This window comes from Lentzea rhizosphaerae (assembly GCF_042649515.1).
GTDB classification, from domain to species: Bacteria; Actinomycetota; Actinomycetes; order Mycobacteriales; family Pseudonocardiaceae; genus Lentzea; species Lentzea aerocolonigenes.
On the sequence record NZ_JBHRZI010000057.1, the window covers coordinates 486,719 to 509,971 of the forward strand.

General features: G+C 69.0%; 22 protein-coding genes and 1 tRNA gene. 10 read left to right on the forward strand and 13 right to left on the reverse strand.

The window, feature by feature from the left end; translation table 11 throughout:
* Positions 1-84 precede the first annotated feature (84 nt).
* A complete protein-coding gene (locus tag ACFOWZ_RS46940) occupies positions 85-720 on the forward strand; it encodes a GOLPH3/VPS74 family protein (RefSeq protein ID WP_382381025.1) in 636 nt (211 codons plus the stop codon).
* A 22-nt stretch (positions 721-742) separates the two neighbouring features.
* Here the strand turns inward: ACFOWZ_RS46940 and ACFOWZ_RS46945 are convergent, their stop codons facing one another.
* Positions 743-3,166 carry an endonuclease/exonuclease/phosphatase family protein gene (locus ACFOWZ_RS46945; protein ID WP_382381027.1) on the reverse strand — a complete coding sequence of 808 codons (2,424 nt, stop codon included), beginning with the start codon at positions 3,164-3,166 and terminating at the stop codon, positions 743-745.
* Between the two features lie 200 nt (positions 3,167-3,366).
* Here ACFOWZ_RS46945 and ACFOWZ_RS46950 point away from each other — a divergent pair, with 200 nt between their 5' ends.
* Complete coding sequence (locus ACFOWZ_RS46950) at positions 3,367-4,134, forward strand: maleylpyruvate isomerase family mycothiol-dependent enzyme (protein WP_382381029.1); 768 nt, start codon at positions 3,367-3,369, stop codon at positions 4,132-4,134.
* Here the strand turns inward: ACFOWZ_RS46950 and ACFOWZ_RS46955 are convergent.
* The 6 genes from ACFOWZ_RS46955 to ACFOWZ_RS46980 all read right to left on the reverse strand — a co-directional run bounded on the left by ACFOWZ_RS46955 (position 4,131) and on the right by ACFOWZ_RS46980 (position 7,742).
* Complete coding sequence (locus tag ACFOWZ_RS46955; protein WP_382381031.1) at positions 4,131-5,105, reverse strand: ABC transporter permease subunit; 975 nt, start codon at positions 5,103-5,105, stop codon at positions 4,131-4,133. The two genes, ACFOWZ_RS46950 and ACFOWZ_RS46955, sit on opposite strands and share 4 nt — an antisense overlap.
* Positions 5,102-5,977, reverse strand: a complete 876-nt coding sequence (locus tag ACFOWZ_RS46960) for an ABC transporter ATP-binding protein (RefSeq protein ID WP_382381033.1) — start codon at positions 5,975-5,977, stop codon at positions 5,102-5,104. The genes ACFOWZ_RS46955 and ACFOWZ_RS46960 overlap by 4 nt, the downstream gene beginning before the upstream one ends.
* A complete protein-coding gene (locus ACFOWZ_RS46965; RefSeq protein ID WP_382381035.1) occupies positions 5,974-6,369 on the reverse strand; it encodes a GntR family transcriptional regulator in 396 nt (131 codons plus the stop codon). The genes ACFOWZ_RS46960 and ACFOWZ_RS46965 overlap by 4 nt, the downstream gene beginning before the upstream one ends.
* A gap of 321 nt (positions 6,370-6,690) precedes the next feature.
* Positions 6,691-6,775, reverse strand: a tRNA-Ser gene (locus tag ACFOWZ_RS46970).
* Between the two features lie 32 nt (positions 6,776-6,807).
* Entirely contained in the window at positions 6,808-7,239 is a 432-nt protein-coding gene (locus ACFOWZ_RS46975; RefSeq protein WP_382381326.1) for a nucleoside deaminase, read from the reverse strand.
* 14 nt (positions 7,240-7,253) lie between these two features.
* A complete protein-coding gene (locus tag ACFOWZ_RS46980; RefSeq protein WP_030469521.1) occupies positions 7,254-7,742 on the reverse strand; it encodes a tRNA adenosine deaminase-associated protein in 489 nt (162 codons plus the stop codon).
* A gap of 60 nt (positions 7,743-7,802) precedes the next feature.
* Here ACFOWZ_RS46980 and ACFOWZ_RS46985 point away from each other — a divergent pair, with 60 nt between their 5' ends.
* Genes ACFOWZ_RS46985 through ACFOWZ_RS47005 form a run of 5 tightly spaced genes read left to right on the forward strand, consistent with a single transcriptional unit; the run spans position 7,803 to position 14,486 of the window.
* Positions 7,803-9,008, forward strand: coding sequence for a M20 metallopeptidase family protein (locus tag ACFOWZ_RS46985; protein ID WP_382381037.1), 1,206 nt, complete (start codon positions 7,803-7,805; stop codon positions 9,006-9,008).
* 33 nt (positions 9,009-9,041) lie between these two features.
* On the forward strand, positions 9,042-9,980 hold the full coding sequence (locus ACFOWZ_RS46990) for a prephenate dehydrogenase (protein WP_382381039.1): 939 nt from the start codon (positions 9,042-9,044) through the stop codon (positions 9,978-9,980).
* A gap of 9 nt (positions 9,981-9,989) precedes the next feature.
* The gene (locus ACFOWZ_RS46995) at positions 9,990-11,540 is read left to right on the forward strand and encodes a hypothetical protein (protein WP_382381041.1); all 1,551 of its coding nucleotides are present in this window, start codon (positions 9,990-9,992) and stop codon (positions 11,538-11,540) included.
* An 18-nt stretch (positions 11,541-11,558) separates the two neighbouring features.
* Complete coding sequence (locus ACFOWZ_RS47000) at positions 11,559-13,283, forward strand: hypothetical protein (RefSeq protein ID WP_382381043.1); 1,725 nt, start codon at positions 11,559-11,561, stop codon at positions 13,281-13,283.
* Between the two features lie 18 nt (positions 13,284-13,301).
* On the forward strand, positions 13,302-14,486 hold the full coding sequence (locus ACFOWZ_RS47005) for a thiolase family protein (protein ID WP_382381045.1): 1,185 nt from the start codon (positions 13,302-13,304) through the stop codon (positions 14,484-14,486).
* 201 nt (positions 14,487-14,687) lie between these two features.
* Here ACFOWZ_RS47005 and ACFOWZ_RS47010 read toward each other — a convergent pair whose 3' ends face one another.
* Positions 14,688-15,401 carry a GbsR/MarR family transcriptional regulator gene (locus ACFOWZ_RS47010; RefSeq protein WP_382381047.1) on the reverse strand — a complete coding sequence of 238 codons (714 nt, stop codon included), beginning with the start codon at positions 15,399-15,401 and terminating at the stop codon, positions 14,688-14,690.
* Positions 15,402-15,598: 197 nt separating this feature from the next.
* On the opposite strand from ACFOWZ_RS47010, the gene ACFOWZ_RS47015 reads away from it, so the two are divergent.
* Together ACFOWZ_RS47015 and ACFOWZ_RS47020 are read left to right on the forward strand one after the other, a co-directional pair.
* Positions 15,599-16,204 carry a hypothetical protein gene (locus ACFOWZ_RS47015; RefSeq protein ID WP_382381049.1) on the forward strand — a complete coding sequence of 202 codons (606 nt, stop codon included), beginning with the start codon at positions 15,599-15,601 and terminating at the stop codon, positions 16,202-16,204.
* 28 nt (positions 16,205-16,232) lie between these two features.
* Positions 16,233-18,341, forward strand: a complete 2,109-nt coding sequence (locus tag ACFOWZ_RS47020; protein WP_382381051.1) for a S9 family peptidase — start codon at positions 16,233-16,235, stop codon at positions 18,339-18,341.
* Here ACFOWZ_RS47020 and ACFOWZ_RS47025 read toward each other — a convergent pair.
* From ACFOWZ_RS47025 to ACFOWZ_RS47040, 4 genes are all read right to left on the reverse strand, one after another.
* The gene (locus ACFOWZ_RS47025; protein ID WP_382381053.1) at positions 18,287-18,481 is read right to left on the reverse strand and encodes a DUF397 domain-containing protein; all 195 of its coding nucleotides are present in this window, start codon (positions 18,479-18,481) and stop codon (positions 18,287-18,289) included. The genes ACFOWZ_RS47020 and ACFOWZ_RS47025 overlap by 55 nt on opposite strands.
* Before the next feature lie 12 nt (positions 18,482-18,493).
* Positions 18,494-19,327 carry a helix-turn-helix domain-containing protein gene (locus ACFOWZ_RS47030; RefSeq protein WP_382381055.1) on the reverse strand — a complete coding sequence of 278 codons (834 nt, stop codon included), beginning with the start codon at positions 19,325-19,327 and terminating at the stop codon, positions 18,494-18,496.
* A gap of 83 nt (positions 19,328-19,410) precedes the next feature.
* A complete protein-coding gene (locus ACFOWZ_RS47035) occupies positions 19,411-20,052 on the reverse strand; it encodes a putative glycolipid-binding domain-containing protein (RefSeq protein ID WP_382381057.1) in 642 nt (213 codons plus the stop codon).
* Positions 20,053-20,223: an antitoxin gene (locus ACFOWZ_RS47040; protein ID WP_081902328.1), complete on the reverse strand. Its 171-nt coding sequence runs from the start codon at positions 20,221-20,223 to the stop codon at positions 20,053-20,055.
* Between the two features lie 191 nt (positions 20,224-20,414).
* Here ACFOWZ_RS47040 and ACFOWZ_RS47045 point away from each other — a divergent pair, with 191 nt between their 5' ends.
* Positions 20,415-21,728 carry a BNR-4 repeat-containing protein gene (locus ACFOWZ_RS47045; protein ID WP_382381059.1) on the forward strand — a complete coding sequence of 438 codons (1,314 nt, stop codon included), beginning with the start codon at positions 20,415-20,417 and terminating at the stop codon, positions 21,726-21,728.
* A gap of 132 nt (positions 21,729-21,860) precedes the next feature.
* Here ACFOWZ_RS47045 and ACFOWZ_RS47050 read toward each other — a convergent pair whose 3' ends face one another.
* Entirely contained in the window at positions 21,861-23,060 is a 1,200-nt protein-coding gene (locus ACFOWZ_RS47050; protein ID WP_382381061.1) for a Cys-Gln thioester bond-forming surface protein, read from the reverse strand.
* Positions 23,061-23,253 lie beyond the last annotated feature (193 nt).

Consider the following 23,253-nt stretch of genomic DNA (forward strand, 5'->3'; position numbering starts at 1 on the left):
TGCACGACGCGGTAGCTGCGGAAGTCGTGCTGGCCGAGACGAAAGTCGGATTCCTGAGGTAGGCCCGGCCCCTACCGTGTTTTCATGCTGCACGAAGACCTGATGCTGCTGTTCATCAACCCGCGGAACGGCCGGCTGCACGCCAGTTCGACGTCGATCGAGAACGCGCTCGCCGGCGCCGTGCTGATCGAGCTGGTGAAGTCCGGGCGAATCGCGTTCGAGCCCAACGGCAAGAAGCTCGCCGTGGCCGACCCGACGCCGCCGAACGACCCCGTGCTGCACGAGGCGCTCGGCCGGATCACCAAGCCGCTGCCGCCGCAGTCCGCGGTCGAGCGCGTCCGAAAGCGCTTGTGGCACAACGTGATCAGGCAGCTGCAGGACCACGCGGCGATTCGCGTGGAGCCGCGGAAGGTGTTCGGGATCTTCCCCGCGAAGAGCTATCCGATCCTCGACGAGGCGACGGCCGGGAAGCTGCGGAAGTCGGTCGGCGACGTAGCGCACGGGTACCGGGGTGCGGATGAGCACACCGGGTCGCTGATCACGTTGTTGTACGCGGTGAACGCCGTGCACAAGGTGTTCGAGGGCGACAAGCGCGAGCTGAAGAAACGTGCGAAGGAGATCGCGCGGGGCAACTGGGCGGGCGATGCCGTTCGCCGTGCGGTGGAGGCGATCCAGGCCGGGGTGACCGCCGCGGCCACTGCCGCCGCGTCAGGGGAATGACGCGGCGGCAGCGGAGCAGCGGTTACTTCTTCAGGCAGTCGAGGATGTCCTCGAGCGCGAACACGATCTTGTCGATGTTCGCATCACCCGTGGACGGGCGGGCGCGGACGATCTGCGGGTCGTGGTCGCTCGCCTGGTCGGCGAACTCGGCGTTGATGTGCACCACGTCGTAGCCGAAGCGGGTGATGTTCTTGCTCATCACGATGTGGTCGAGCGTCTGCGAGTTGCCCTCGAAGACGTAGCTGTACCGCTCGTTCACGGGCAGCGTCTCGATCAGCGCCTTGAGGTTGCCGTCACCGGTCAGCGTCTTCAGCGCGGGCGAGAACTGGTAGTCGTTCAGGTCGCCCGCGAGGATCACGTTGGCGCCCTTGTCGATCGCGCGGATCTGCTCGGTGAACGCCTTCAGCGACGCGGCCTGCTTGGCGCGCTGCACCTCGGAGGTGCGGTTCGGCGGCTGGATGCGGCCGTGGATGGCGTCGTCGCCACCCTTGGAGTTGAAGTGGTTCGCGACCACGAAGACCGTGCGGCCGCGGAACTTGAACTCACCGGCGAGCGGCTTGCGGCTGTCCTCCCACGCCGTGTTGAGCGGGTCGACGCGGCCCGGTGACACGGAAAGTGCGGCACGGCCGTTCTTCTTGACGACCTCGACCGGGGCCTTGAAGTCGCCGCCGGGACGGTCCACGAAGGACACCCGCTGCGGGTTGAAGAAGAAGCCGACGCGGATGTTGCCGCCGGGCTGACCGCCGTCCTTGCCGTTCTCCGGGTCGATCTGCCGCCACTGGTAGCGCGGCCCGCCCTTGGCGACGATCGCGTCCGCGAACTTCTGCAACGTCTGGTCCGCCGCCACCGTGCCGTCGTCGACCGTGCCGTTGTTGTCCTGGATCTCTTCCAGCACAACGACATCGGGGCTGCGCAGGCTGGTCACCACGCCGTCCGCGAGCCGGTCGAACTTCGCCTGCTGGTCGGACGGGTCGAGGTTCTCGACGTTGTAGGTCGCGACCGAGAGCTCGCTCTCCTTCTGCTGCGCCGTGATCTCGCGCTGCAGGTTCGAGGAGACGTGCTGGCCGAGCTTCAGCGCGGCCAGGGTGTAGCCGCCGAAGTCGGTGTACTCGATGGCACCGACGGTCGCGCCCGCGTAGACGTCACCGACGTTCGAGGCGGGCAGCGGCGTGGCCTTGATCTTCAACCGGCCGTTGTTCGGCTGGTCGTAGCCGGTGTAGATGCTGCCGCCGCGAGGGGTGGGGTTCTGGTTCGGGTTGAGCGTGACCCAGACCTCGCCGAACCCGGTGCTCGGGCCGGCCACGCGGACGTCGTCGACCTGGACGAGCGTTCCCTCGAGCGACTCGAAGAGGTCGAGGGCGTAGGTCTGCGGCTCCAGCGGCAGCTGCTCGATGTCGCCACCCGGCGCGGGCAGGTAGCCCTGCGGCAGGTTCTTGATGACCACCGGCGCGGGGACCGGGTTGCCCTTGGACAACGTGACCGTGGTGGCCTGCGTGATCTCGGTGAGGGTCTGCTTCGAGCCGCCACCCGGCCGGTACTCCGCGATCGTGCCGCTGACCAGCACGTTGTCGCCGACGGCCACGGTCGGCGCGGTGCCTGCCGTGTAGACGAAGACGCCCTCGCTGGTGCGCGGGTCGGCGTCCGGGCTGACCGTGTCCTGGATCCAGAAGCCGCGGTCACCCGTGGCGCGGGTGCCGGTGACGACGCCGGGGACGTTGGTGACCTTCTGGCCGAGCAACGGCGAGGTGCGCGTGACGCCCTGGATGTCGTGGATGCGCTTGTCGCCGGGCACGGGGTCCGGGTCGGGATCCGGGTTGCCGCCGCCCGGGGTCTCACCCTTGGAGTTGGTCGGGGTCGGGTCGCCGACCTTGAAGTCGGTGGCGTTGTCGTCGGTGTCGCTGAGCCCGTTGCGGGACGCCGAGGTGGTGTTGCTCAGGGCGCCGGTCGCGGTGCCTTCGCGCACGACTGCGGTGCCGTAGCCGACGAGGTCCTTGATCCGCGAGTCGGCCGCGCAGTCGGCCGCCGTCTTGCAGGTGAGCGGCGCGGTGCCGTTGACCAGTGCGATAGTGCCGCTGGTGCCGCCCATGGCGATCGTGCCGACGGCGTCCGGCGTCGGCAGGTCGACGGTGCCGCCCGTGCCCTTGGCCTCGGCGACGAGGAACGTCTTGCCGGGCGCGATCGAACCGGCGAGCGGGGTCACACCCCACTGCGTCGTCGCGCCGGGGCTGGCCGAGATGTATTGGACGCTGTAGCCGTCCAGGCTGATCGCGCTCGTGCCCTTGTTGGCGAGCTCGACGAAGTCCTGCTTGAGCGTGGCGCCGGAGTTGCCGCCGCCTCCGTAGACCTCGGAGATCAGGGCGTCGGTGCTGGGTGCGGCAACGGCGGGGACGGCGGCGAACACGAGCGCCGCCACCGCTGTCCCGACGCCGGGCAGGGTGGGTCTCAAAACTTCCTCCAGGGGATGCGGCGGACCGCCGCATCTTTCCTCGATCGAGTGACGTTTGGAAGGCGTTGTTACTAACGGTTAACCGCTTGGCCCATCAATGATCACTCGAACAAGTGTTCGATCATGGTGTATGCTCGATTTCGGAACGCTGGCCGGTGGACCCCTCCCAGGCACCGGCCAGCGTCCCTACGTTTGGGGGCATGCTGACCTACGAGCGCCGCTGCGCCGAGATCATCCACCAGACCTCGCTCCTCGTGTCGTCGCTGGACGGCGCCGACTTGGGCGTCCAGGTCCCGTCGACCCCCGACTGGACGTTGAACCAGCTCGTGCGCCACGTCGGACTCGCGCACCGCTGGGCCGACATGATGATCCGCGAGCGGGTCGCCGAGATCCCGTACGACCGCAACCAGGCCCAGGAGCTGGACTCGTACGTCGGCGAGAAGGCCTCCGAGGTCGTTCCGTGGCTGGTGGAGGGCGCCGCGTCGTTGTCGGAGGCGCTGTCCGAGGTCGACCCGGACGAGATGATCGCGGTCCTCGGCGGGCATCCCGGCCCGCGCGTGTGGTCGCGGCGGATGACGCACGAGACCGTGCTGCACCGCTGGGACGTGGCAAACGCGCTGGGAGTGCCCTTCGAGCTGGATCCGGAGGTCGCCCGCGACACGTTGATCGAGTGGACCGACCTGGCGCTGCCGTTCGCGTTCTACCGCTGGCCCGAGCAGACCGCTCCTCTGGTCGGTCCGGGGCGGACAGTGCACCTGCACGCCACCGACGCCGACGCCGAGCTGGTGATCGATCTGACCGACTCGCGACCGGTCGTGCGGCACAGCCACGAGAAGGCCGCCGTCGCGGTGCGCGGGCCGGTGGTCGAGCTGGCGCTGGCGGTCTACCGGCGGCGCCCGGTGGAGGGTCTCGAGGTGTTCGGGGACGCCGAGCTGCTCGATCTCCTCCTGGACCGGGTGCGCTTCTAGAAGACGCGGCGCCGGAACCGCCACACGACGAGCGCGAGCAGTGCCGCGGCGAGACCGGCGAAGATCGCCGCCTCGATGAGCTGGAACGTCCAGAACCGTTCGGCCGGCTGGAAGTCGACCCACTGCTGGACGCCCCGCGCGTGCAGGTACTCGCTGAACTTCACGCCTTCCTTCTCCGCGGCGGTGTACATCGTCGCGGAGTCGTAGAGCGAGAGAGGCCGGCCCGCCGAGTCCGTGTAGCCGGAGGCGATGGTCCAGTCGAGGCGGTTTCCGGTCGACATCCGCGGGCTGACATCCGCGGGGTCGTCGGCGCCCACGAGCTCCACGAGCCGTTGCGTGTCCTGGTAGTTCGGCCGCAGCCAGCCCGCCACGAGAACGCGGACCGCGAGGAAGGCGCCGAGCGCGACCGCGAGCGCGGGCAGACTGCGCCGCAGCACCGCACCCGCGGCCGTGGCGGCGGCGAACGCGAACAGCGCGTACCCGGCGGGGGCGAGCCCTTCCAGGTCGAACGCATCAGCCCCGAACCTGCCGTCGAGCACGTCCATCGGCTGCCGGTACCACGTGATCACGGCCGAGAAGACGCCGGCGAGCACCGCGGTCGCGAGGCCCAGCGCACCCAGTTTGACCGCCAGCCAGCGCATCCGGGGCACCGACTGGGTCCAGGCGAACTGCCAGGTGCCGGCCTCCAGCTCGCGGGCCACGAGCGGTGCGCCGAAGAAGGCGCCGATCAGGAACGGCACGAGGCTGAACAGGTTCAGCATCTTGGACGCGTACCCGTGCTCGTCGTTCAACCGCCTGATCGCCGTGGAGCACGCTTCGGTGAGGTCGACGCCCGTGCACTGCCCGGCGCCACCGGGGAACAGCGAGTGCATCTGCAGCCCGACCACGAACAGGAAGGCTCCGATCGCCGCGACCAGCAGGCCGAGCGCGTACATCTCGGCGCGGTGCTGGCGCCAGGTCAGCCAGGTCATGCCGCCACCTCTTTCCGCGCGGGCTGACGCAGGTAGGACAGGACCAGGTCTTCGAGCCCGACCGGACTCGCCTGCCAGCCGGGCGCGGCAGCCGCACCGCCGTCGCGCACGAGCAACGTCGTGTGCCGTTCGCTGTGCGTGGCCTCCACGACGGTGCCGGACCGATCGAGGTCGGCGGTCGTGCGCGGCCCGACGAGCAACCGGTGCTCGGTCAGCAGGTCGTCGATGTCCCCGGCGACCGTGACCCGGCTGTGGTTGAGGACGATCAGGTGGTCGCAGACGCGTTCGAGCTCGGGCACCACGTGCGAGGAGAACAACACGGTCATGCCGTCCTCGGCGACCGCGCCCATCAGAGCTTGGAGGAACTCCAAGCGGGCCACGGGATCGAGGCTGGCCATGGGTTCGTCCAGCACCAGCAGGTCCGGCCGTTTGCCCAGCGCCAGTGCCAGCGCGACCTGGGCCTGCTGACCGCCGGAGAGCGCACCGGCCTTGCGGTCGAGCGGGATGTCGAGTTGCTGGAGTCTCCGTTCGGCCAGGTTCTGGTCGAAGCGGAGGTTGCACGAGCGGCCGACGCGCAGCAGTTCCGCGACGGTGAAGTGCTTGTACAGCGGGTGGTCCTGCGCGAGGAAACCGATGCGGGACAACACCTGCGGCGTGTTGGTGGCCGGCGACTCGCCGAGGACGTTGACGCTGCCGGTGGTGGGCGCGAGCAGCCCGACCACCAGCCGCAGGAAGGTGCTCTTGCCCGCGCCGTTGGGCCCCACGAGCGCCGTCACCCGGCCGGACGGCACGGACAAACTGCAGTCCTGCAACGCCCACGTCCGGCGGTAGCGCTTGCCCAGCCCGTTCGTCTGGAGCGCGTATTCGGTCATGCGATGTTCTCGTTCCTGGCTTGGTTGAGAGCTGCGGTGAAGAGCGCGCTGATCGCCTGCTCGTCGAGCCCGGCGGCCCGCGCCCGGCCCAGCCACGTCTCGAGGCCGCGTTGCAACGAGGTGTAGGTCGCGGGCGAGACGGGAGCGGCTGGGGTCTCGTTGACGAACGTGCCCTGCCCGGGACGTCCGGTGACCAGACCCTCCTGCTCCAGCTGGCGATACGCCTTGGCCACGGTGTTCGGGTTGATCGCGACGGTCTCGGCGACCTCGCGGATCAGCGGCAGCCGGTCACCTTCCTTGAGGAAGCCCAGCAGGACGCCTTGGCGCACCTGCTGGACGAGCTGGAGGTAGGGCGGCACGCCCGAATGGCTGTCGATGCGGAACACGAACACGGCATCCCCTTTACTGCTTTACTAGGAAGCTAGTAAAGCAGTAAAGATCGACACCAGGCAAGACGCGCCTGCGGCAGAGGAGATTCGGATGATCGTCGGATGCCGGCCCGACGTGCCGGGCAGCGATCTCTGCGGCAGCCTGCGGTCCTACGCGGACGCGCTGGGCCCGCGAAGCAGCCGTCGCCGAACCGCCCGTGGTCCCCGACCACGGGGGATGTACGAAATGCGACTGCACGACCCCGACGGCAATGTCCTGCGCGTGGGCTCGCCACCCGCCTGAGAACGCAAAAAGGGCCCCGGATATCCGGGGCCCTTCATGAGCGGTGGCGGTGGGATTTGAACCCACGGAGGCTTGCACCTCACACGCTTTCGAGGCGTGCTCCTTCGGCCGCTCGGACACGCCACCGGTAAGAACAATACACAGCCCGATCCACTGGGTTAACGCTGGGTCCGGAAGAAGCGTTCCAGCAGGTCAGCGCACTCCGACTCCAGCACGCCACCCCGTACCTCGGGCCGGTGGTTGAGCCGGCGGTCGCGCACGACGTCCCACAGCGACCCCACAGCGCCTGTTTTGGGCTCCCAGGCGCCGAAAACGAGACGAGAAACACGCGCCAGCACCAACGCGCCGGCGCACATCGTGCACGGTTCCAGGGTCACGGCGAGGGTGCAGCCGTCCAGGCGCCAGCCGTCGCCGAACTTCGTGGCCGCCTCGCGCAGGGCCAGGATCTCGGCGTGCGCGGTCGGGTCGCCCAGCGCCTCGCGTGCGTTGCAGGCCTCGGCCAGGATCTCGCCCGTCGGTGAGTAGACGACGGCGCCGATCGGCACGTCCTGGCCCGAGCCGGCGGCCGCGTGCAGGGCGGCTCTGACCATGTCCTCTGCGGAGATCACGCCTGGATGGTGGGGAGCAGCTTCGTGAGCTCGTCGATGAAGCCGACGCGCTGGGCGATCATCTGGAGCTGCTCGTCCGGGTAGAGGTCGATCTCGTCGACGATGATCTGGAGCTCGTGCGAGGGCATGCCGAGGTCGGCGAGGATGCCCAGGTCGCCCTCGGGCCAGAGCTCGTCGTCCTCCTCGTCCGGAGGCTCGATGCGCAACAGGTCGAGCACGTCGGCCGCGATGTCGTAGTCGAGCGCGGCGGCCGCGTCCGAGAGCAGCAGCGCGACGCCGCCCGGCACGGGCCGCAGGATGATGAAGAACTCCTCGTCGACGGCCAGCAGCCCGAAGACCGCACCGGTCGACCTGAGTTGGCGCAGCTGAGTGATCGCCGCGTCCAGCTCCGACAGCGCGGAGCTGTCCATCTTGCTGCACCGCCAGCGGCCGTCCTCGCGCACGACCGCGACCGCGAAGCCGTTGACCGGCTCCTGCTCTGTCATGTGCACACCGTAGGGCCCAGACGACCTTCCCGGTAGCCGAGGTGGTGGCACCATCGGTAGATGAGCACAACTACGCCGGACCCCCGTCTCGTTGGACTGCTCGAAGGGGCGCGCGCGCTCCAGCCCCGCACGGTGGCGCTGCGCAGGCAGATCCACCGGCACCCCGAACAGGGACTTCAGCTCCCCAAGACGCAGGCGGCCGTCCTGCACGCGTTGGAGGGGCTCCCCCTCAAGGTCACGAAGGGCGAGTCGACGACCTCGGTCGTGGCGGTGCTCGAAGGCGACCGGCCGGGCCCCACGGTCCTGCTGCGCGGCGACATGGACGGCCTCCCGCTCCAGGAGGACACGGGCCTGCCCTACGCGTCCGAAGTGGACGGCAACATGCACGCGTGCGGCCACGACACGCACGTGGCGATGCTGGCCTCGTCCGCCCGGCTGCTCGCGGACCGGCGCGACGCCCTGCGAGGCCGCGTGCTCTTCATGTTCCAGCCGGGTGAGGAGGGCTACCACGGCGCCCGGTACATGATCGAGGAAGGCCTGCTCGACGACGGCGTGGAGAAGGCGTTCGCCCTGCACATCACCTCGACGATGAAGTCGGGCGTGGTGACGTGCCGGCCGGGCCCGATGATGGCCTCCGCGGACACGTTCCACATCCACGTGAAGGGCCGCGGCGGCCACGGCGCCATGCCGCACAACGCCCTCGACCCGGTCCCGGCCGCCGCGGCGATGGTCGGCGCCATCCAGACGATGCTCGGGCGGCGGATCAGCGTTCATCAGCCGGCCGTGGTGACGGTCGCGCAGATCAAGGCGGGCACGACGACGAACATCATCCCGGAGACCGCGACGCTGGACGGGACGATCAGGACGCTGTCGGAGGCCACGCGCACCCAGGTGCACAAGGAGCTCAAGCAGGTCGTGAAGCACACGGCCGCCGCGTACGGGTGCCACGCCGAGGTGAGCATCGTGCCTGGCTATCCGGTGACGGTGAACGACGACGTGGTCGGGCAGCACGTGGTGGACCTGGCGGCGCGGGCGATGGGGCCGACGTGGAGCGAACCGATGCAGGACCCGTTGATGGGCGCGGAGGACTTCTCCTACGTGCTGCAGCGGGTGCCGGGGGCGTTGGCGTTCCTCGGGGCGTGCCCGCGGGGGATCGATCTGGAGGAAGCCGCGCCGAACCACTCGAACCGAGTGCTGTTCGACGAAGCGGCGATGGAGCACGGGGTGGCGACGTATGCGGCGTTCGCATTGGACGCCCTGCGGTAGTTCCCGGCACGCCTCGCACGGAATGATGGACGCGTGCGAGACGTGTGCGTGATCGGACTGGGACTGATCGGCGGCTCCGTGCTGCGGGCCGCCAAGGCTGCCGGGCGCACCGTGTGGGGTGCGACGGCGAGCAAGGACGACGCGGACAAGGCGCGCGCTGAGGGCTTCGACATCGTCACGGTGGACGAGGCCCTCAGCCGCAACCCCGAGGCTCTTGTGGTGCTCGCCGTGCCGTTGCCGGCGCTGCCCGACCTCCTGCGCAAGATCCCGAAGAACACCCGCCTCACCGACGTCACCAGCGTCAAAGGGCCGGTCCACGACGCCGTTCACCGGTACGCGCCCGAAGTGCGCTTCGTCGGCGGCCACCCCATGGCCGGCACCAGCCAGAGCGGGTGGGACGCGGGATCAGAGACCCTCTTCCAGAACGCGGCCTGGGTCGTCACGCCCGAGGAGGCCGGCGAGCACCTCAACGACGTAATGCAGCTCGCGCTCGACCTCGGCGCGCACGTCGTGCCGACCACGCCCGAGGAGCACGACGAGGCGGTCGCGCGGATCAGTCACCTCCCCCACGTCATGGCGGCGATCCTCGCGGCGGTCGGAGCGGACGGCGGGCCCCTGGCGATGGCACTGGCGGCGGGCAGCTTCGGGGACGGCACGAGGGTCGCGGGCAGCAGGCCCGAGCTCGTGCGGGCGATGTGTGAGGGGAACCGTGACGCGCTTCTCATGGCCGTCGACGACGCCCTCGGACGGCTGGGCGCCGCGCGGGGTTCGCTCGCGTCGACGGGTGGTCTCGCCAAGACCATCGAGGCCGGACACGACGGCAGGAACGCCCTGGTCAACCAGCCTCAGCGCACCCGCGTCACGATCGACCTGACCAAGCCGGGGGCCCTCGCGGCGCTGCGGAATCTCGGGTCCCGGGGTGGACGCGTGGTTGGGCTGAACGGCAGCACCGCCGAAGCGGAAACGTCGTAAGGTCGCCGGGTGGATCGACGGACGCTCGCCGGTGGGCTCGGTGGTCTCGCGCTCGTCGTCGCCGCCGTCGTGGCGCTCCGGATCGGCGACGCACCGGACACCCTCAAGAGAGAAATCGCTGACGGGGTCGAGGTCGTCGCGTTGCAGGAACCGACGAAACCCGCCAACGCCAGGGCCCAGGCGCTCGACCCGGACGCGCTGCAGATCGCGTGGAACGGGTCCGCGTCGGCCTACGAGGTGCGCTGGAACGGCAACGAGCAGCTCGTGCCCGGTCCCGAGGTCGAGCTCGCCGGGCTCGATCCCGATCAGCAGACCGAGGTCGAGATCCGGGCGGTCAGCGCGACCGGGAAGCGGTCCGAGCCGCTCAGGATCGCCGCGACACCCAAGGACCTCTACGACGACAAGTGGGACGACCTGCTCGTCGGTCAGGTCGACAGGTTCGACGGGCCCGAGGCGCTGGATCCGCGCAAGTGGCGGATCGAGGCCGAGCCGGAGTGCCTCGGGTTGCGGGCGTTCGGGCCGGGCAAGCGCATCGACGTCGACTGCCCCATGGCGGCGTTCCAGTCGAACACGCCCATCAGGTTCGGGGTGCCGGCTGCGGACGGCGCGACGGGACGGGCGGTCATCAGCGTCGCCGGCGCGGTCGAGTCGAGTCACGTGCGGCTCACGCTGCTGCCGGACCCGTGGCAGTACCTCGAGGAGACGGACACCCAGCCCCGCGGCGCGGTCAGCCTCGACGTCACGACCCAGGGCACGCGGATCGTCGCCGACCCCGACCTCCCCCGCACCGGCAAGCAGGTCGCGCTCGGAGATTCGCCCATGACCGGGCTCGTGGCGGGCGTGCGGCACCGGTGGGAGATGCGGGTGTTGCCGGACGCGGTGGTCGCCCTGCGCGACGGGGTCGTGGTCGCCTACGAGCCCGTGGCGATCAAGCCCCAGCTGGTCCACCCGCGGATCAGGATCGACGGCGGCGGCTTCCTGGACGCGTTCGGCGTCGGCGGCGTGCCGGAACGAGCGGTCCCGACCGAGGTGGTTCCGCTCCAGCAGGACACCGTACTGCCGCAGGACGCGATCGCGGCGAAGATCGTCACCTCCAAGCCGGGCAACCAGGTCGAGGTCACCGACATTCCGGTCAGCACCAGGAAGATCCCGGCCGGCCCCGACACCCAGCTCGTGGTCATCCGCAAGCCCGAAAGCCGCCCCGGCACCCTTCCGAGGCTCGCGGACCGGCCGGGTGGCATCAAGACCGGCGCCCCGCGGCTGCACGTGATGCACGAGGACGGCACGAAGCCTCCGCAACCGCTCCCGCCGACCGGCCGCGTCCTCGTCACGGCCGAGATCAACGCCATCAGGCACCGCGGGATCGAGCTCGAACTGGACGGCAAGCGGATCGTCTCGCTGCCCACCGACGAACAGGGGCCAGGGGTGCCCGGCAGACACGAGTTCTGGCTCGACGCGAAGAAGCTGACGCCGGGGTCGAACGCTCGGCTCAAGCTCATCGTCCTTCCGGCGGACCATGGCGAACCCGTTATCGCGGAAACCGTGTTCGAGCTGGGTTGAACGCCTTAGCGTGACGCTATGAAGCGGGTCGCCTTCGCTGTCGCAGGCCTCGCGCTGGTGGTCGGCGTGATCGTTCTGCGCGACACCGGCGGGAGCGACTCGACCCTGCCCACCGCTCCCCCGCCGCCGACGAAGCTCAGGCCGTACGTGGCCGAGCAGGTGCTCGTGCCGAGCCCGCAGAGCCGCCCGGCCACCCCGACCGGCGTCATCGCGCGCGGCGGCCACCACAAGATCCAGCTCAACTGGACCGGCGACGCGCCCGCGTACGAGGTGCGGTGGGGCGAGCGGACGAAGCTCGTCACACGCGCAGGCACCCAGCTCAACGGCCTGGTGAACGACCGCGAGCAGCAGATCGAGATCCGCGCCGTCGACTCGTTCGGCCAACGCTCGCAGCCCGCCCGGACCACGGCCACACCGCGCGCCGACAGCGCCCCCTACACGTTCGTCGACCGCTTCGACGCCCCCGACGAGCCCGATCTGCAACGGTGGCGGCTCGCCAAGCGCACCGACTGCGCCCGCGCCACGTCCGGCGACGAGGACGACCACGACCGGCTCCTGGTCAGCAGCAGCTGCGGCACCCGCGCCGTCACGTTGAGGTCCCGCACGCCGTTCGTCCGCAGCGACGACGAGAGTCGGATGGTGATCGAGACGGACGCCCCGAGCACCGGCGGGAAGCTGCTGCTCGACCTCGTGCCCGGACCGGTCAGCGTCCAGGGCGATCCGGTGCCGCCCAACACGATCCGCGCGACCATCTCGACCGACGCCGCCGGCAACTCGGTCGTCGAGCTCGTCCCGAACGGCACGGCGGTCAAGGCCCTTCCCGCCGCGCTGCCCGGCGTGACCGTGCGCTGGGAAGTCGTGCTGACCAAGAACGGCACGCAGCTCGTGCGGGACGGCGACGTCGTGGCCACCTCGCCGTTCGTGCCGCAGTGGCGCGAGGCGACCGCGCTGTTCGGCTTCGCGGCGCTCGCGGGCGACCGGATCCGCGCGGGCGTCGACCTGATCGGCTACCGGACCGCCAAGGCCGACGCACCGCCCGCCGTCCCCACGCCGCAGGTCCGCGTGGACGGTCCGGCGAGCGTCAGCTCCAACCCGATCGCGAACGTCACCGGCGGCCAGCTGCGCATCGCCCTCATCCCGTCACGAGAGAGCGAGCCCGTCACGGCCGTGCGGATCAACGGTGTCGTGGTGCCCCTGCGCCCCGCCGTCGAGGGCACGCCGTGGAAGCCCGGCGCGGAGTACCCAGCCGTCGCCGACCTGCCCAAAGAGGCCTTCACCGACAACGTGAACGTCCAGCTGGTGACCGAGGAACGCATCCAGGTCACCCACACCGACGTCGAGCTCACCGGCCCGAAGAACCCGCCGCAGCGCCAGTCCGGCACACCACTCGTCGACGCCAAGCCGCTCCTCGCCGACCCCGTGCCCGAGGTCCTGGACGCGAGCGGCCAGCCCATCGAGAACGGCGCCGCCTTCAACCGCGGCCGGGTGGTGCTGGAGATCCGCATCAACGCCCTCGACTCGTCCGTGGCGGGCCTCGCGGGGTTCGAGATCAGGCTCGACGGCACGCACGTCGCCACCGTGCCGACTACGGCGGACGGACCTGCCGCCGCAGGCCGGTGGCGGATTTCACTCAACACGGCGGCCATGACACCCGGCGCGCACGCCGTCGAGGTGAGGGCGTTCAGCACCGATTCAGACGTTCACCCGGAAACCGGTTACGTTCCCTTCTTGTTGAAGCCATGAGTGCCGCACTATGGAGTAATGGCTCGCGCACTGATCCTCGATGCAGCCCGCACGCCGTTCGGCAGGTACCGGGGAGGGCTCTCCGGCATCAGAGTCGACGACCTGGCGGCGCTGCCGATCGTCGATCTGCTGCGCCGCTACCCCGGACTTGATCTCGCGCGCATCGACGACGTGCTGCTGGGCGACGCGAACGGCGCCGGCGAGGACAACCGCAACGTCGCCCGCATGGCCGCGTTGCTGGCCGGTCTGCCGGTGTCGGTGCCGGGCGTGACGCTGAACCGGCTGTGCGCCTCCGGTGGCGAGTCGATCATCCAGGGCGCACGGGCGGTGGCCGCGGGCGACGCGGAGCTCGTCGTCGCCGGTGGCGTCGAGGGCATGAGCCGGGCGCCGTTCGTGACGGCACGGCCGGACAAGGCGTTCCCCGACCGCATGGAGACCGCGTCGACCGCATTGGGCTGGCGGCTGGTGAACCCGCGCATGCCCAAGCACTACACCGTGCCGTTGGGGCTGGCCGCGGAGAACGTGGCGCACGAACTGGGCATCACGCGCGAGCAGATGGACAACTTCGCGTTGCGCTCGCACCGTCGCGCTGCTGCTGCATGGGACGCGGGCGTGCACGAGGGCTTCGCGTTCCCCGTGCAGCTGCCGGACGGGACGGCGATCCGGCGCGACGAGAACGTCCGCGCGGACACCAGCGTCGAGAAGCTCTCGAAGCTGAAGCCCGCCTTCTCGGAGAACGGGTCGGTGACGGCGGGCAACGCGTCGCCGCTCAACGACGGCGCGCTGGCCGCGTTGATCGGCACGGAGGCGATCGCGGCGGAGCTGGGCGTGGCACCGCTGGGCGAGGTGCTCGGCAGCGCGACGACCGGCGAGGAGCCGCACCGCTTCACGATCGCGCCCGTGTCGGCGATCCGGAAGTTGTTGAAGCGCCTGCACCTCGACGCCGCCCAGGTCGACCTCTGGGAGATCAACGAGGCGTTCGCCGCCATGGCACTGTCCGTGTTGCACCACCTGCCGGAGATCGAGAAGGAGAAGGTCAACGTCCACGGCGGCGCGATCGCGTACGGGCACCCGCTCGGGGCCTCGATGCCGCGCGTGATCATCGACGTAGCGCGGCACCTCCGAGCGCGTGGCGGTGGCGTCGGGATCGCGGCAGCGTGCGTAGGCGTCGGCCAGGGCGTTGCGGTGGCGGTCCGCGTCTAGTGTCCCGCGTCGTAAATCAACCGCCAAAGTGGTGTCCTGTTGTTTTGGCGCGAAAAGCACGTTCGGGCCGCTAGATGGCCTTGGCTCCTCGTTCGCTCAAGGGAGCCGTATGGCGCGAACGGGACGTCGGGGCCGCTAGATCGCCCGAACGTGCTTTTCGCGCCAAACATGACTTAGATCACGGATCTCCGGCGCAGGACACTAGCCCTTCGGGTGCAGGATGTCGCGGGCCTGTTCGGCGGCCCTGACGATGCTCTCGGACACGAAGTCGAGGAACCGCGCGATGTTCTCCAGCCGGTCGGCGGCCGGGGTGCCGGACCCGAGGACGCCGACGCCTCCTCGCGCGGCCTCGGCGAGCTTCGACGTCCCGGCCGCGCTGGCGATCATCGACTGGTACCAGATGTCGCCCTCGTCGACGACGTAGCGCTCGCGGCGGCGTTCGTCGCGCACCCGGCCGATCAGGCCCTGGGCTTCCAGGTACGACATCGCCTTGGAGACGGACGCCGGGCTGACCTGCAGATGCGCCACCAGTTCTGACGCGCTGAGGCTGCCGGAGTCGGTCGCGTAGAGGCACGCCAGGGCCCTGGCCGTCATCTTGGGCAGGCCCTGCGCCATGAAGATCGCGGAGAACGCCTCCTCGAACTCACGTACGGCCTCAGGATCGCGGCCGTCGGATCGTTCGGGCGTCTGACGGCCTCGCGGCGCGGCCTGCTTGCGCCGCTGGGCACGGCGTTCGGTGCCGAGCTGCGCGAGATCGGCCTTGTAGCCGGCGGGACCGCCGTTGCGCATCACCTCGCGCGTGATCGTCGACGTGGGCCGGTCCAGGCCGCGCGCGATCTCGGCGTAGGCGAGACCGTCGGCGAGGCCGATCGCGATCTGCCGGCGTTCCTGCTGGGTGAGTCGACCTCCTGGCATGCGCAGACCATAGCGTTCACCTTCATCCCATTGCAACGCAACCGCATGATCGTTGCGTTAGATCTACATCCCATTGCAATGATATCCAGCCTCTGAACTGCAGATATGTAGACAGAACGCAACACGCCTGTTGGCGACTTCCGTGAACGCAACGTAGCTTTTCGCTCATCAGAAACAGCGAGCCACAGGAGCCAGAGATGCAGAACTTCGCCACCACCGCCCCGATCACCACCGTCCTCGACATCCCCGCGGGCCGCATCCAGTTCATCGCCGCCGACCGTGACGACACCACCGTCGAGGTGCGGCCCTCGGACGCCGGCAAGAGCCGCGACGTGAAGGCCGCGGAGAAGACGTCGGTCGAGTTCGCCGACGGCGTCCTGCGGATCAACGGTGATCCCGGCGGCAAGGTCCTCGGTCCGTCCGGGTCCGTGGAGATCACCGTCCAGCTGCCCGCGGGTTCCCGCGTCGAGGCGAAGGCGGCGGCCGCGGAGTTCCGCGGCGTCGGACGGCTCGGCGACATCGCGTTCGAGGCCGCGCAGAGCGACATCAAGCTCGACGAGGCCGGGACCGTGAAGCTGTCGACGCAGGCCGGCGACGTCACCATCGGCCGCCTCAACGGATCCGCCGAGATCACCACGCAGAAGGGCGACATCACCGTCGGCGTCCCCGCCGGCCTCTCCGCCTCGATGGACGCCGGCACCTCCTACGGCCGGATCCACAACTCCCTCAACAACAACGGCACCACCGACGTGACCATCCACGCCACCACGGCCTACGGCGACATCACCGCCCGCAGCCTCTGACCACCACTTCGAAACTGGGGAGAAACCGTTGAGCACCACCGAGAACTACCAGGCCGCAGAGAAGCTCCTCCGCCGCTCCGCCAGCCCCGGCGAGCTCGTCGTCGGCGACAAGGTCCGTCCACAGTGGATCGACGGCGGCACCCGCTTCTGGTACCAGGTCCGCGACGGTGCCGACCGCCAGTTCGTCGTGGTCGACCCGGCCGCCGGCACCCGTGAGCCGGGCTTCGACCCCACCCCGTTCCTGCCGACGCCCGGCAACCCGCTGGAGGTGACTTCCCCCGACGGCAAGGTCGCGGTGTCCCGCCGGGGCGAGGACCTCTGGGCGCGCTCCGGCGAACGCGAGTGGGCCCTGACGACCGACGGCGAGCCCGCCTTCGGATACGGCTACGGCCCGGACGCCATGAGCTACAGCACGCTGATGCGCAAGTTCGGCCTCCCGCACATGCCGCCGGCACTGGCGTGGTCGCCCGACTCGACGAAGGTGCTGGCCCACCGCACCGACCAGCGCAACGTCCGCCAGACGCACCTGCTGGAATCGAGGCCCGCCGACGGCAGCGCACCCCGCGTGCACACCCAGCGCTACGCCTACCCCGGCGACGAGCACGTGCCGCTGGCCGAACTGGTCGTGTTCGACCTGGCAGCGGGCACGACGGTCTTCGCGCAGACCGAACCGCTGCTCATGCCGGAGTTCTCCCCGATCACGGCGGGCTGGGCCTGGTGGGCGGAGGACAGCTCGGCGGTCTACTTCCTCAGCCGCCCGCGTGACCAGCACAGCCTCACCCTGAACCGGATGGACGCGGCGACCGGCGAGGTCAGGGTCGTGGTGAGCGAGACCGGCACCAACCGCGTGGGCCCCAACCAGTTCATGTACGGCCTGCCCGTGGTGAAGGTGCTCGACGACGAGGTGCTGTGGTTCTCGCAGCGCGACGGTTGGGGCCACCTCTACCGCTACGACCTGCACACCGGTTTGCTGCTCGGCCAGGTGACGTCGGGCCAGTACCTGGTGCGCGAGATCCTGCACGTCTCCGACGGCGTCGTGTACTTCATGGCGTCCGGGCTGGTCGCGGAGGACCCGTACCGCCGCACGGTCTGCCGGGTTTCGTTGGACGGCACCGGTTTCGCGGCCGTCACGGACGACTCGCTGGACCACGTCGTGACGGTGTCGGAGAACAAGCAGTACTTCGTCGACTCGGCGTCCACTGTGGACACACCGCCGGTGACGACGGTGCGCTCGTGGTCCGGCGAGGTGCTGGTCTCGTTGGAGAGCGCCGACATCACGCGGCTGCTCGAGACCGGTTGGACCGCACCGGAACGCTTCTGCGTCAAGGCGGCCGACGGCGAGACGGACATCTACGGCGTGCTGTACAAGCCGCGCGGCTTCGACCCGTCCGGCAGCTACGCGGTGGTGGACAGCGTGTATCCCGGCCCGCAGGTCACCAGGGTCGATCCGTGCTTCGACCCCGGCGGCATGGGCCTGGACGCGGAACCGTTGGCAGCAGTCGGTTTCGTTGTCGTCGCACTCGACGGACGCGGCACTCCGGGACGCAGCAAGGCCTTCCTCGACGTCTCGTACGGCAACCTCGCCGACGCCGGCAGCCTGGAGGACCACGTCTCGGCCCTGCACCAGCTCGCGACGTCACGCCCGTGGATGGACCTGGACCGCGTGGGCGTCATGGGCCACTCCGGCGGCGGTTTCGCGGCGGGACGGGCGGTGCTCGCCTTCCCGGAGACGTACAAGGCCGCTGTCGCCATGTCCGGCTCGCACGACGGCCGGTACATCGGACTGGGCTGGGCAGAGTCGTGCGACGGCGCGGACAACCCTGAGGCCTGGCTGCGCGCCTCGAACACCGAGATCGCGGACCGGTTGGAGGGCAAGCTGTTGCTCGTCCACGGCGAGCTGGACGACACGGTCCACCCGGACCACGCGTTGCGACTGGCAGACGCCCTGATCACCGCCGGCAAGGACTTCGAGCTGCTCATCGTGCCGGGAGCCGAGCACCTGTACCTCGACCGGATCTCGTACGTGCGGACGCGCTGCTGGGACTTCCTGGTCCGCGAGCTGATGGGCGTTGAGCCGCCGGCTTACCGGCCCGCGCCGATCCTCATCGACCCGGAGGTGCTGGGCGAGATGATGTAGGTGAGGAACGCCGACCACGCCTTGTCCGAGAGGGGCAGGTGCGTGGTCGGCGCCTTGCTGTCCCGGATGCCGATGCCACGACCGATTTCGACGCAGTCGCTCCCGGCTTGGCTGTAGCTGCTCTTCCGCCACGTGGACACGTTGGCGCCTCCTCAGGACACGATGCTGGTGATCAGCTCCCTCGATTGTTCCTCATCCAAGGCCAGCCCATCGAGCGCCTTCACGACGTCGTCGTAGTGGCTCACGCTGTCTTTGTCTTCGAGGAAAAGTGCGGTCCTCTCGCCTTCGACGTAGATCACCGGCTCGAACTTCTCGTACTTCAGCTGCACGAACGAGCCATTGACACCTGCGTGCGCACCGGCGGAGATGGGGACGACCCGCACGGTGATGTATGGACGGACCGTCATCGTCAGGATGTGCAGCAGCTGCTGCTTCATCACATCCGGACCACCTACAGGCAGCCGAAGCGCCTGTTCGTGGATGTAGAAGACGAACGTCCGGCTGCGGTGGAAGATCGCCTGTCGTTCGAGCTTCATCGTGATTGCCGCGTTGATGTCCTGTGGTTCTGTCAGCTGGGCGGATCTCTCAGACACGGCTCGGATGTAGGCGGCGATCTGCAGCAGGCCGGGGATGAGACTCAACGACCACGCCACGATCTCGTTCGCCAGCCGCTCCTGCTCAACAAGCGTGCGCAACGGGCCGAGCAGACCGCCGTCGTCGAACTGGAGGTAGCCCTTTTCCCTGGTCTCCTTGAACAACGCGAGGAGCCGCCGCGCCTCGTCCGGCTTCACACCGCAGAGTCCGAGCAGCATCGCCAGCTCGACCTCGGTGACCCCGCCCTTGCCCTTCACCAGGTCGGAGACCTTGGCCTCTTCCCAGCCGAGAAGTTCAGCGAGCTTGCGCTGGGTCGATCCGGCGGCCTGGATGGCGTCGCGCACGCCATCACCGAACGAGCGCCCCACCACGCTCGAAGTTCGTTTCGGCATGGTCGGACGCTAGAAGGCGAACCCCACCGGCTTCCATCGTTTGGACACGACTCGCCACGAAGGAAGTACTTCTTGGAGGGCTTCTAAATCCGCTTCGAGATCAACGGGTAGTCGACCACCAGGCCGTTGGGGTCGACCTTGATGTTCTGCTCGAACCCGGCGCTCTTGAACCGCACCACCGAGACGTCGTCCGCGACGGACACCGTCTTGTACGTGTGCGTCACGGCCTTCACCGTCAGCTCGGGCAGCGACACCCACACGACGGGGAGCGTGAACTCGCCCTCCTCGCGGTGCAGCCCCAGGCGCCTGATCGGGATGGTGTTGAACAGCACCGCGAACTGCACGTCGACGTCCAGCGCACCGTTGAACGTCTCGCGCTTGGCGCCCTGGCCGTGGTCGACGAGCCAGGCGCCGTCCTCGGTCCTCGACAGGGAGCACTGGCGCTCTTCGAGGACCGTGGCCGTGCGGAGCAGCAGGCGGTTGACCTGGCCGCTCTCGTCGACGGACACCTCGAACGAGGCGTTGAACTGCTCGTCGGGCCCGGCGGCGACCATGCGGCCGGACGCGCGCAGCCGCTGATCGCTCGAGAGGAGCAGGCGGACCTGCTCCAGGCGCGGCTCGTGGAGGCCCTGCCAGGTGATCATCTCTGGCCTGCGGGCAGAAGGAGAGCGGGTCTCCCCGTTCGAGGTGACCCGCCCCGCGTCAGTGGCGTTGAAGGAGTTCACTCATCCACCTGGAAGGATGTCCTTGATCTTCTCGGCAACCGAGTCGACCTGCTCTTCGTGACCGAACTTGCCTGCGACGAAATCAGCCGCGGCGTCCACGCCCTTGTCGACCTGCTCGTGGTGCTCCTCGGCCAGGTCCATGGCCTTGTTCTTGATCTCGTCGAAGTTCATGTGGTGCTCCTCCGCTCCTGACGCAGGGTACCCGAGTAGGCCCCGCGTGTTGATAGCCAGCGATCACGCTACGTCCGCCTGGACAAGTCGGCTCGGCGACCAGCAGGATGGCCCGTGCCGCCGCCTGGTCGGCCGCCGTCGCGGCCAGAACCAGGAGGACACGCCACATGACACGGCTCCTGCGTGGAGTTATGTCCGCCGCACTGCTGTTGCCGCTCGTCGCAGTCCCCTCGGCCCACGCCACGGCCGACGCGCAGGGGAAGGCGAAGTTCACGGTGACGACCACCGCCACGAACGTCGCGGCACGCAGTGACCGGCGCCCGGTCGCGGGTGGGGTCTACGACCGCAAAGCCGGAAAGACCTTCATCTCGTGGTCGGGTCAGTACGAGGACAGCTACGTCCAGACGTACGACCACCGCAACGCCACCTGGTCCGCGCCCAACCGGGTCGCGGACGGTGACTCCGACGCGCACAACTACCCGACCATGGTGCAGGCGAAGGACGGGCACCTGCTCATCTTCCGCGGCATGCACAACGTCGAGCTGCGCATGTCCCGCTCGCCCCAGCCCAACTCGGCTGACGGCGTGTGGGAGGAGACGCTGATCTCGAAGAACGCGGCCACGTACCCGATGCCGTTCGTCACCAGCGACGGCACGATCTACGTCTTCTACCGCGAGACGACCCGCGACCTCGATCACACGACGCCCACGGACACGCGTCCGATGCTCTACGTGGTGTCGAAGGACAACGGGAAGACGTGGAAGACCTCCACGGACCTGACCGGTGACCGGTTCGCGATCGGTTCGACGTCCCGCGCGGACAACATGAACGAGATCTACATCGGTCAGCTGCGCCAGGAGGACAGCGGGCGCGTGCGGATCGTCTACACGCTCGCGGGCGGTGGCCCCGAAGGCCATCTGCACGACCGGTACCACCGCAACATCTACTACGCGTGGTTCGACCCTCGTGACCAGCACTTCTACTCGGCCGCGGGGAAGGATCTGGGCACCCAGATCGACGACGCCGACCAGGAGACGTACCTGAAGGTCGCGGAGACCCCGCTGACCGTGCCCAACGGCGTGAAGTCCCCCGACTACATCCAGCTCGTCGGCACGACGTTCGGCCAGCCGTTCCTGCTGTGGTTCATGGGCGATCCGGACAAGGGTCCGCTGCGCAACTACATGTCCACGTGGAACGGTCGCAAGTGGGAGACCAAGGAAGTCGCACGGGGACTGCGCACCCGTGAGATGGAGAAGATCGACCCGTTCACGTGGCGCGTCTACGCCACCGAGGACGGCAAGCCGAACGTGAACACCTACCTCGTGCGGTTCGGTCGCACGTGGGACCTGGAGGCCATCATCCCGACGGCCAAGCCGGTGCAGCGCGTCGACGTCGTGGCGAACTTCCGCGACCCCGCCCGCGCGATCCTCTCCGGCGCGTCTTCACAACGAGACGTGGCGATCGCCGACGGGGACATCAGCGTGGCGGGCATCAGCCGCCGCTGATGTGCACGCGGGGAGCTTTCGTTCACTCTGAGCGCACGAGAGGGCCCCGCGTGCAAGACGGCAAACGCCCCCAGGACCGGCGCGGGTTCTGGGGGCGTTCGTCAGTTGGGCGGCTGATCAGCTCAGCTCAGATCAGGCGCCGGCCTTCTTGCGGCGAACCACGAACAGCGCACCGACACCGGCGCCGACGAGCGCCAGACCGCCGAGCAGCGGCCACAGGATCGAGGCACCGGTCGAAGCCAGGTCCTCACCACCACCCGGAGCCGGGTTGGCCGGGGTGGTGGTCGTGGTCGGCGCCGTCGTCGTCGTGGTGGTCGACGTCGTCGTCGTAGTGGTGGTGGTCGTCGTCGTCGGCGGCACGACCTCGAGCTTCCAGTCGGCCTTGGCCTCCTTCTCGACCTTGGCCTTCTGCGGCTGCGCGACGACGAGCGACTGCGCCACGTCGTCCTTGTCCTTGTTGTGCGCGACGAACAGACGGCCGATCGCGAGCTCGGCCTCGGCCGAGAGCTTGAACGAGGCGTTGCCGGCCGGGGCGTTCGCCGGGACGTTCACGAAGAACTCGGAGACCTTCTCACCCGCGGCCTGCACGGCGAGCTTGTCGCCCTGCTTCTGCACCGCGAGCGGGTTGCCCTTGGCGTCGGTGACGGTGACGCCCTCCGGCAGGTTCGCGGTCAGCTTGACCTCGGAGGCCGTGGTCGTGACCTTGAACGGGCCGATCTTCTCGCCGGACTTGCCGGACTGCGAGGCGGGCTCGATCTCCAGCGTCGGCTTCGGCTGCTCCTTGATCTCGTTCGCCGTGGCGTCCTTGACCAGGCGCTCGAACAGCTTGATGACGTCGGCGTCGTTCTTGTCCTTGTCGAGCTCGGCCTCGTCGGTGAAGTGCCAGATCGCGGCCTGCGTGGCGGCGATCGTCTCCTTCTTGTCGAACTGCTTGCCGAACTTCTCCTGGACCTTGTCCATGGGCTGTCCGGGGTACGAGTTCGTCAGGATCCAGAGGACCTTGCCCGCGTTGACCTTGAACTTGGTGTTCGGGTTCGGGTGCTTGTCCCACGGCACTTCCTTGAGGGCGTCCCTGTCCTCAAGCGGCGTCGGCAGCTCCACGCAGTAGGTGAAGACGTTCGAACGCTCCGCGTCGTCCTCGATGCGGAGCTTGATGACCGCAGTCCCCTGCCGGTGGTGGTGGTCACCGTTGATCAGGTGGACGTTGAGGCCGTCCTCCTGGCCACCGCGGTCCGGCCTGATGATGACGTCCGCGGACGCGGGGAGGGCTGAGAAAGCCAGGGCGGCCGTGGCGCCCAACAGCGCCGTGCCGATCCTCAACCGGGAAGCCATGGGTCTCCTTGCTCGCTGAAATTAGCCCGAGGCGGCGGGAAGTCAGTCGCTCGTCGGGGAGGTCGACACTCCGAGATCGACACTGAACCGACAGGAAGCGAGCGGACACTATCCGATGGGGTGACACCCGATGGGGTGAGGTATAGAGCGCACAACAAACGGCGCGTGACCAGCGAAAAGCTACTCACGGTGT

What these genes read in the sequence shown, in the direction of transcription:
- ACFOWZ_RS46985 (WP_382381037.1), top strand. Translation starts at nt 7,803, where the DNA reads ATGAGCACAACTACGCCGGACCCCCGTCTCGTTGGACTGCTCGAAGGG.
- ACFOWZ_RS47010 (WP_382381047.1), bottom strand. Translation starts at nt 15,401, where the DNA reads ATGCCAGGAGGTCGACTCACCCAGCAGGAACGCCGGCAGATCGCGATC.
- ACFOWZ_RS47005 (WP_382381045.1), top strand. Translation starts at nt 13,302, where the DNA reads ATGGCTCGCGCACTGATCCTCGATGCAGCCCGCACGCCGTTCGGCAGG.
- ACFOWZ_RS47050 (WP_382381061.1), bottom strand. Translation starts at nt 23,060, where the DNA reads ATGGCTTCCCGGTTGAGGATCGGCACGGCGCTGTTGGGCGCCACGGCC.
- ACFOWZ_RS47045 (WP_382381059.1), top strand. Translation starts at nt 20,415, where the DNA reads ATGTCCGCCGCACTGCTGTTGCCGCTCGTCGCAGTCCCCTCGGCCCAC.
- ACFOWZ_RS46960 (WP_382381033.1), bottom strand. Translation starts at nt 5,977, where the DNA reads ATGACCGAATACGCGCTCCAGACGAACGGGCTGGGCAAGCGCTACCGC.
- ACFOWZ_RS46950 (WP_382381029.1), top strand. Translation starts at nt 3,367, where the DNA reads ATGCTGACCTACGAGCGCCGCTGCGCCGAGATCATCCACCAGACCTCG.
- ACFOWZ_RS46980 (WP_030469521.1), bottom strand. Translation starts at nt 7,742, where the DNA reads ATGACAGAGCAGGAGCCGGTCAACGGCTTCGCGGTCGCGGTCGTGCGC.
- ACFOWZ_RS47000 (WP_382381043.1), top strand. Translation starts at nt 11,559, where the DNA reads ATGAAGCGGGTCGCCTTCGCTGTCGCAGGCCTCGCGCTGGTGGTCGGC.
- ACFOWZ_RS47030 (WP_382381055.1), bottom strand. Translation starts at nt 19,327, where the DNA reads ATGCCGAAACGAACTTCGAGCGTGGTGGGGCGCTCGTTCGGTGATGGC.
- ACFOWZ_RS47015 (WP_382381049.1), top strand. Translation starts at nt 15,599, where the DNA reads ATGCAGAACTTCGCCACCACCGCCCCGATCACCACCGTCCTCGACATC.
- ACFOWZ_RS47040 (WP_081902328.1), bottom strand. Translation starts at nt 20,223, where the DNA reads ATGAACTTCGACGAGATCAAGAACAAGGCCATGGACCTGGCCGAGGAG.
- ACFOWZ_RS46940 (WP_382381025.1), top strand. Translation starts at nt 85, where the DNA reads ATGCTGCACGAAGACCTGATGCTGCTGTTCATCAACCCGCGGAACGGC.
- ACFOWZ_RS46975 (WP_382381326.1), bottom strand. Translation starts at nt 7,239, where the DNA reads ATGGTCAGAGCCGCCCTGCACGCGGCCGCCGGCTCGGGCCAGGACGTG.
- ACFOWZ_RS46955 (WP_382381031.1), bottom strand. Translation starts at nt 5,105, where the DNA reads ATGACCTGGCTGACCTGGCGCCAGCACCGCGCCGAGATGTACGCGCTC.